The following is a 6,823-nucleotide window of genomic DNA, read 5'->3' as shown; positions in this document are numbered from 1 at the left end:
TTCCGGCTCCAATAACGCATCGTCCTCAAGCACGACCGCGCCATGTCCGGAGTCGGCGATCAATTGCCAGACTGCCCTATGACTTATAAAACACGCCACCTCAGTACGGCTAAGTGAACGGCCATGGCGCATGCGTGCAGAGTCGTCGTCGTAGAGCATGCCAAGTTTCGCATCGGAGATTTCACGCGCATCGAATGCATTTTGAAAAGTAAAAGGAACGTTCTTGTCGCCTAAAACCTTCGCGATGGACTCGCGGCGGCCCGAGCGCTCTAAAGAAATAACGTGGACTTTAAGCATGATGCATCTTCACCAGTTCGCAATCTGCTTGAAATGCGCACGCATCGGAGCCGATCGTACGATGATAATTAGATAGGCACAAAGGATTGCTATTTCGGCGATCAGGAAAGACGCAGCTGCACCATTCGCCCCGAACCGGGGTACAAGCACTAGCGCCAGCGCTATGCTCAGGCAACCCGCGGCGAGCATAACTATTGAGCGCTTCCGACTGTCGGCGAAAGGAACGAGCACTTGCAGCCCTAAGAAGTAGGCAAGGTTTCCAAATACAGTGGCTGCACAAAGCAATTGAAGTACCGTTGTGGATTCGTGAAATGCGCGTCCCAATATCAGGCTCGTAATGTGTCCGGACAAGAATGAAAGGACGAGCACGCCGCCAATGGTTGTTATGGCGGTTGCAATCAAACCGAGCACCGTTAGCTTCGCGGCTGAGCGCGGAGCATCGACCATTAGTGCGGATACACGCGGATAAAGGATCGTATTGATCTGTGCAGGCACCATATTGCCGACCGTCTTCAACTTGTCGGCTGCGGCGTACAACCCCACCTGATAGGGCCCGGCTAGCGATGCAAGGATGACCGTGTTAGTCGCACCGAAAAGCGTCACTGACGCTGACGAAATAAACATCTCAGAGCTGCTGGCAATGCGTAGCCGAATAGCGCGCCAAGAAAGGGTGGGGCCTCGCAGCACGCCAAGGTGATGAGCAACAACTATCGAAAAAATCGCAGTCAACAACGGTGCAGCTGCCTGAATTCCGGCGGCAACGGCGATATCGTCGGGTTTATGAACCAGAAGAAAAGTTAGCGGCAACGTAATGAAGCGGCCCGCCAAAGAAACAGTTGCGAACAGTGAAAACCGTTCAAGACCTTGCAGCAGCCAGTTCAAGGTAAAAACATTCCCGACCACGACCAACCAAGACAACAAAATCGCGGCGCGTGCCGATGCGGCCTGTGCATCGAAGTGCATCACGAGTAGAACGGCAACAAAAGAGACTACGCACAGGCACGCCTTTGCACCGATCGTCGACCATATGAGTTTGTTGAGCTCTAGCGGACTTCCCTTCACAGCAACCACCGCCTGCGGACCACTCAGGTTGAATCCCCATTCCGTCAACACGGTCCCATACACCGCTATCGCCGTCACGTAACCCAACACTCCAAATCCACTCGGCCCAAGCACCCGAGTGAGATATGGAAAGGTGGCGAGTGGCACAAGATAGTTACCTATCTGCCATACGAGCATCGCGGCAAAGTTCCGTCCAAGACCCTTGACGGCTCTTGGCGTACTCTTTGCCGGACCTGTGAGCTGCCGCTGACTACTCATGAATGCTACGCCCCGCCGCACATCGCGAAACGTGATTCGCAGAAAGTTGATCTCTACCCACGAGACAACAACCCCCGCGTATCGATCACGACCTTCGCCTGCAGCCTTACCGGATCAACGCGCTTGAACTGAACGTGGTCAACCAGGATCACGATCACATCCGCATCGTTGAGCGCCTCGTTCAGCTCACAAAACCGCACCTTGCCCTCAAGCGATGCCGGAAGCTTCCTGATATTCGGCTCCACGACCATCACTTGCCCATCGAACCGCTCGCCCAGTTCACGCGCAATATCGAGCGCCGGGCTTTCCCGCAGATCATCGATATTCGCCTTGAACGCCAACCCAAGACATGCGATCACAGGTTCCTTGAACCGCTTGGCCGCGCGCTCCACACGATCAAGCACGTAACGCGGCTTGTCGTCGTTGACTATGCGGGCCATGCGGATCAGACGGGCAACTTCCGGCGCCGAATCGACAATGAACCACGGGTCCACGGCAATGCAATGGCCGCCAACGCCGGGTCCCGGTTGCAGAATGTTCACGCGCGGATGGCGGTTCGCAAGCCGGACCAGTTCCCACACATTGATATCGAGTTCGTCGCAGATAACGGACAACTCATTGGCAAAGGCAATGTTCACATCGCGGAAGGAATTTTCCGTGAGCTTGCACATCTCGGCGGTGCGGGCGTCGGTGAGAATGCACTCGCCTTGCACGAATGTCTGATATAGCTCGCGTGCGACTTCACTGCAGCGCGGCGTCGCGCCGCCAATCACGCGATCGTTCTCAACGAGCTCGCGAATCACATGTCCTGGCAGCACGCGCTCAGGACAATGCGCAATACGAATGTCGGAACTTTCCCCGGCCTGATGAGGGAATGTCAGGTCGGGCCGAAGCTCGGCCATCCACGCAGCCATCTTCTCAGTCGCGCCGACCGGAGACGTTGATTCCAGCACAACCAGGTTGCCCCGTTGCAGCACGGGTGCAATTGCGCGGCTGGCCGCTTCAATGTAGCTGAGGTCCGGCTTGAATCCTTCCAGAAACGGAGTGGGGACGGCGATCAAAAATGCATCGGCCGGCTCGGGCGTTACGGTCGCGCGCAGATATCCCTGCGTGACTGCCGCATGAACGAGCATGTCGAGTTCCGGTTCGACAATATGGATGGCGCCTTTGTTGATGGTGTCGACAGCATGCTGGTTGACGTCGACACCAATCACCTTCTTGCGTCGCGCGGCAAAAGCCGCTGCGGTAGGCAAGCCGATATAGCCGAGCCCAATGACCGAAATAACGTTGAATTCCATGACCTGTATTGCCTCTTTTGCTTATGTTGACGGTTCTAATTGGCTTGCAATTGCATCGACGGGAACCGGACGGTGCATGACCCACCCTGGCTGGAGCGCATTCACAATGCGTTCGCATGCGCGCCCGTCGCCGTACGGATTGCCTCCGCGGAGCATCGCGTTGTATGCACTTGGGTCGTCCAGCAGCCGGATCACGCCATCCACCATGGCCCTGACTTCCGTACCAACGAGCTTCACCACGCCGGCGTCGACGGCTTCTTGCCGTTCGGTCGTATCGCGCATCACCAGTACCGGCTTGCCAAGGGATGGCGCTTCTTCCTGAACGCCGCCTGAATCGGTGAGGATCACGTGAGCCCGGTCCATGAGCAGGACAAACGGGAGGTAATCAAGCGGCTTGATTAAATGGACGTTTGCGATACCCGTGAGCAGACGTGTCACGGGCTCCTGCACCGCCGGATTCAGATGCACGGGATAAACAACATCGATATCCGGACGCGCGGTCGCGATTTCAGCGAGCGCCGCACAAATGCGCTCGAACCCGGAACCAAAACTTTCCCGCCGATGCCCGGTGACGAGCAACATGCGCCGGTCCGGCGCGAGGCGCGGCAGATGCAGCTCTGCGGCAGCGCGAATGGTGGCGTCGGTTGCAAGGAGCTGGCGGACATGCAGGAGCGCGTCAATCACGGTGTTACCCGTCACGATGATCCGCTCGTCCGGAACGTTCTCCGCGAGCAGGTTCTGACGTGCGCGCTCGGTCGGCGCGAAATGCATGGACGCAAGCGTCCCGGTCATTTTCCGGTTCCCTTCTTCGGGCCAAGGCGAAAGCAGGTTGCCGGTTCGCAGTCCCGCCTCGACGTGTCCGACTGGAATGCGCTGATAAAACGCAGCAAGGCTGGCGGCCATTGTGGTCGTTGTATCTCCGTGCACAAGCACGATATCCGGGCGGCAATCCTTGATGACATCGCGCATGCCGAGCGTGATGGACGTGGTGATGTCGTACAGATCCTGATTGGGCTTCATGACGTTCAAGTCGAAGTGCGCCCGGATCTGGAATAGCTCGAGTACCTGATCGAGCATCTGTCGATGCTGACCTGTTACGCACACGAAGCAATCAATCCCTTCTGCGTCTTTCAGGCGCGCAACGAGCGGCGCCATCTTGATGGCTTCGGGGCGGGTGCCAAACGTAAGCAGTACTCTTTTATTCATATAGGTCCTGAAACATCGGCCGTTCTGTGGAAACGCAAACGGACCAGATCGTTAAGTATTTAATCCTTCACGCTCGCGTACGATGAGTACGTTCCATGAGCAGCAGACCGCTGCGGTGCGTCGGTCAGCACGATTCCGCTGACGCTCACACCGGCGCCCCGAAGCAGTCTCATCGACTCGCGAAGCTCGGTCGCGGAATGTTGGCCGTGACGCAACACGAGCAAGGTCGTGCCGGCGTGCATGCCGATTACCGACGAATCCGTCGCCGCCAGTACAGGCGGTGTATCGACGATCACAACGTCATACAGCGGAGCCAGTCGCTCGATAACCCGCCCGAGCCGGTCACTCATCAATATCTCCGACGGGCTGGCCGAAATCGCTCCGCGAGTGAGCAAATCGAGGTTCGGAAGCACTTGCCGGCGAATCGCGTTTTCGATCGGGACCGCACCGCTCATCACGTCGTGCAGGCCCGGATCGCGACGTTTTCCGAAGTAGAAGTGAACGTCGCCGCGACGCAGGTCGGCGTCGATCAGCAGCACGCGTTTGCCGGCCGCTGCGAGTACCGCTGCGAGATTGACGGACAAGAACGACTTGCCGATGTCCGAGCGCGGCCCAGCAATCATCACCACATTGTTGGGCGCGTCACCCATGTGAAATAGCAGCGCAGTGCGCAGGCTCCGAATCCCCTCCACCGCCAAATCGTCCGGGGCGGACATTGCCAGGACATGCGGACCTCGGTCGCCGCGTCGTATGAACCGCTGTAAGACTAACTGACGAGCACTGCGCAAGATAACCGCGTAGACGGGCGTACCTGCCACCTCTTCGACCTCGAGCGTGTCCTCCAGACCGCGATTGAGCACGCGTCGGAGGAGCGCGACTCCTACGCCCAGAAGCAAGCCCAGTACGCCGGCCGCGCCGACGACAATGAGCTTCTTCGGCTTGACTGGCTGTTCTGCGACAACCGCGTAGTCGACCACGCGAACATTGCCCTGTTGCCCCGCCTTCAGCACACGAAGCTGCTGCTCGCTGGTCATCAGGTTCATGTAAAGCCCGGTGTTGACATCGACATCGCGCAACAGGCGTCCGGCGGCCTGTTGCGTATTCGGCACCGTGGCGACCCTGGCGTTGAGTTGACTCTGTTCCCGTTGCAGGTCAGCGAGCTGGGCATCGATTGATGCAACCGACGGATGGTTCGCCGTGAAGCGCTGCATCAGGTCGGCGCGCTGCTGCTGTAGCGCGATGATCTTCGACTTGCCGTCTACAATGGATTGAAGCAGAAGGCGGCTCTCCGCCTCGAGGTCGACAGTACCGTTTTTGTTGCGAAACGAGTTGTAGCGTTGTTCGGCGCTGTCGAGTCCGGACTTCAAATCCGGCAATTGATCGCCGAGGAATCCGAGCATCTGCTGCGCCTGGCCGGACTTGAGGCCCACGTTGCGTTGAACATATCCACGAACGATCGTGTTCACGGTGGCGGCAGTCCGCACACTGTCGGTTCCGTCCAGCCGGACCGCCACGATTCCCGACTGCTTGACCTTCTCGCTGATATCCAGCTTCTTTTGCAGTTCCTCGGTAACAAGCTGGGTCGATGCCCGGGCGAGCTTGAATGCGGTGCCGGGTCGCGCAACAAGGGCATTGACTGTCAGGCTGACTGCGCCCTTCGACGTCGTGCCTGTCGACAGTTGTCCAAGATGTCCTTTGATGACGGCGTTGCCGTCGGGATCCCTGAGTTCGAAGCTACCGTTGGACCCGGCAATCAGCGTGAATTTTTTATCGTAGAGTGAGGGAGGGACGTCGAACTGGGTGACGTCCAGCTTCTCGCCGCCCCACGCGTAACCGCCCAGACCCCAGACAGGGTCGGCGAGCTGATCGGGGTCCGCAGCACGCGCGATCCACCCGCCGACAAGCGGAAAATATCGGGGCTTTGCGGTGATGTCGAGATGAAGACGACGGACGGTGTCATCGACCAGTTCGCGCGACCGGATCAATTCGATCTCGGCGTCCGCGGTCGCCTTCCCGCCGAACAGTTCGGCCAGATCGCCAAGCTTGTCATTGACGACGCCGGAGTTGTCGTCGACCTGAACCATGGCGTCTGCACGAAACACAGGCGTGGAAAGGACCGCGTACGCAATGCCTAACGCGAGCGTGCCTGCAGCAATAACCGAAATGAGAAGCTTGCTCTCCCAGAGAACGGCAGCGATCTCGGACAGATCTATTTCGTCATCTGCGGTTGAGGGGGCGGTTGGGTTGGTAGTGTTGAAACTCATAACTCAGTGAGATAGCCGCGCGATGGGTTCGAGCCAGCGCGAAACGCCTTGCTCGATTTGTGACATCGCCAACTCAAAAATAAAGGGGCTGCGCATGTAGGGGTCGACAATGTCGACTGCGTCGTATTCACCGAGCCGAAACACTTTCCCCTTCGCATGCGGATAATTCATTTCGATCAATCCGCGCTGGGCGCGTGTCATTGTCAGAACGAGTTGTGCATCGCGCACATGCGCCGACGTTATAAGCCTCGCAACATGGGTGCGGATATCCAGTCCGCGCTCGTCCGCGAGTTGCACCGCGACCGGGTTCGCGCTCTCCCCGACATGCGCGTGCGTGCCGGCGGATTGCACGTCAAGGTGCGGCAACTCGCGTGCGAGCAGTGCTGCGGCGATGGGGCTGCGACAAATATTTCCTTCGCAGACCATGAGAACGTCGAA

Annotated in this window: 6 protein-coding genes; all 6 read right to left on the bottom strand. The window is 58.2% G+C overall.

The genetic code is table 11. The features are described 5' to 3' along the window. Nucleotides 1–297 (bottom strand): glycosyltransferase family 25 protein (locus ACFFAR_RS20285; protein ID WP_375508351.1); only part of this gene is annotated, 297 nt, incomplete at its 3' end. A gap of 9 nt (nucleotides 298–306) precedes the next feature. After that, nucleotides 307–1,617: an oligosaccharide flippase family protein gene (locus ACFFAR_RS20280; RefSeq protein WP_174363391.1), complete on the bottom strand. Its 1,311-nt coding sequence runs from the start codon at nucleotides 1,615–1,617 to the stop codon at nucleotides 307–309. A 53-nt stretch (nucleotides 1,618–1,670) separates the two neighbouring features. Next, on the bottom strand, nucleotides 1,671–2,915 hold the full coding sequence (gene wecC, locus ACFFAR_RS20275; RefSeq protein WP_174363392.1) for a UDP-N-acetyl-D-mannosamine dehydrogenase: 1,245 nt from the start codon (nucleotides 2,913–2,915) through the stop codon (nucleotides 1,671–1,673). Nucleotides 2,916–2,936: 21 nt separating this feature from the next. Then, nucleotides 2,937–4,121 carry a non-hydrolyzing UDP-N-acetylglucosamine 2-epimerase gene (gene wecB / locus ACFFAR_RS20270; RefSeq protein WP_174363393.1) on the bottom strand — a complete coding sequence of 395 codons (1,185 nt, stop codon included), beginning with the start codon at nucleotides 4,119–4,121 and terminating at the stop codon, nucleotides 2,937–2,939. 59 nt (nucleotides 4,122–4,180) lie between these two features. Continuing rightward, nucleotides 4,181–6,385, bottom strand: a complete 2,205-nt coding sequence (locus tag ACFFAR_RS20265) for a polysaccharide biosynthesis tyrosine autokinase (RefSeq protein ID WP_174363394.1) — start codon at nucleotides 6,383–6,385, stop codon at nucleotides 4,181–4,183. 3 nt (nucleotides 6,386–6,388) lie between these two features. Continuing rightward, on the bottom strand, nucleotides 6,389–6,823 hold a 435-nt coding region (locus ACFFAR_RS20260), incomplete at its 5' end, for a low molecular weight phosphotyrosine protein phosphatase (protein WP_174363395.1).

The organism is uncultured Caballeronia sp. (assembly GCF_964243625.1).
In the GTDB taxonomy this organism is placed as follows: domain Bacteria; phylum Pseudomonadota; class Gammaproteobacteria; order Burkholderiales; family Burkholderiaceae; genus Caballeronia.
This window is presented reverse-complemented; position numbering and strand designations above follow the sequence as displayed.